Origin of the sequence: Candidatus Methanoperedens nitratireducens (assembly GCF_900196725.1) — an archaeon.
In the GTDB taxonomy this organism is placed as follows: domain Archaea; phylum Halobacteriota; class Methanosarcinia; order Methanosarcinales; family Methanoperedenaceae; genus Methanoperedens; species Methanoperedens nitroreducens_A.
The window spans coordinates 1-1,061 of the sequence record NZ_FZMP01000208.1; the positions used below are offsets into that span (position 1 = coordinate 1).

Consider the following 1,061-nt stretch of genomic DNA (forward strand, 5'->3'; position numbering starts at 1 on the left):
AGCAATATTATCTTAGAAATAACTCTGAATCTGGGTTCTCAGCAGATAAGAGATGGTTTGGATGGAAAGTGGGACAAAAAAGGGATGATCGAATTAGTACTGCTTTAACCTGTACTGGCGTCTGGCATAATTTGCTGAATTTGTACACCACCGCTTAATTCTGTCCCACAGCCGGCTTTATCGATAGGTTTAATAACGATTATCCACAAGTGGAGAGAACCGGGCCCGTGGTCTAGCTGGTTATGACGTCGCCTTGACATGGCGGAGATCCGGAGTTCGAATCTCCGCGGGCCCATCTGATTTTTACCGGAAAACACCAGATTTATAAGCAATCCAGCCGTTATCGCCACCATGCAGCACGAAATCATGTACAAACCTGCTTACACACTTCTTGAGGTAAAGCTGGAAGCAGGGGAACGAATTGAAGCCGAAGCAGGGGCTATGGTATACATGTCCCCGGGAATCGAGATCGCCACAAAAGCAAAAGGCGGCGTCCTCGGGGCGCTGACCCGCGGTCTGCTCGGAGGCGAGTCTTTTTTCACCAATACCTTTACTGCAAAGTCAAATGGCGCAGTCGGGCTTGCGCCTCCGTACCAGGGAGATCTCGCCCACCACAGGTTAAACGGCGAGACGCTGTACATCCAGAGCGGAAGCTACATAGCTTCTTCCCCGGAGCTGAACCTCGATACTAAGTGGGGCGGAGCGAAGTCATTTTTCTCGCGCGAGGGATTATTCCTCCTGAAGATGAGCGGGACCGGCGATGCGTTCATCTCAAGCTTCGGCGCAATACACGAAGTAAAGATGAAAGGCGAGAGCTTTACCATCGATACGGGACACATGGTGGCTTTCACGGAAGGGCTGGATTACAGCGTGAAAAGGGTTGGCGGTCTTAAGTCCTCTATATTCAGCGGTGAGGGGCTTGTAGCTGAATTTAAAGGCACAGGGACGCTCTACCTGCAGACAAGGAGCATGAACTCGTTCCTTGACTGGCTCGTGCCGTTCCTGCCGAAGCCGGGATAGATATGTTTTCCACAAATGATCTGATAACAATACCTCTCTAA

General features: G+C 50.5%; 1 protein-coding gene, 1 tRNA gene and 1 pseudogene. All 3 read left to right on the forward strand.

Annotated features, from left to right (window positions below):
• Window positions 1-158: pseudogene (locus tag MNV_RS20880) on the forward strand (ISNCY-like element ISFac3 family transposase); the annotation flags it as partial.
• 63 nt (window positions 159-221) lie between these two features.
• Window positions 222-295: transfer RNA gene (locus MNV_RS15240), tRNA-Val, on the forward strand.
• A gap of 56 nt (window positions 296-351) precedes the next feature.
• Window positions 352-1,020 carry a TIGR00266 family protein gene (locus MNV_RS15245; protein ID WP_096206806.1) on the forward strand — a complete coding sequence of 223 codons (669 nt, stop codon included), beginning with the start codon at window positions 352-354 and terminating at the stop codon, window positions 1,018-1,020.
• Window positions 1,021-1,061: the final 41 nt, after the last annotated feature.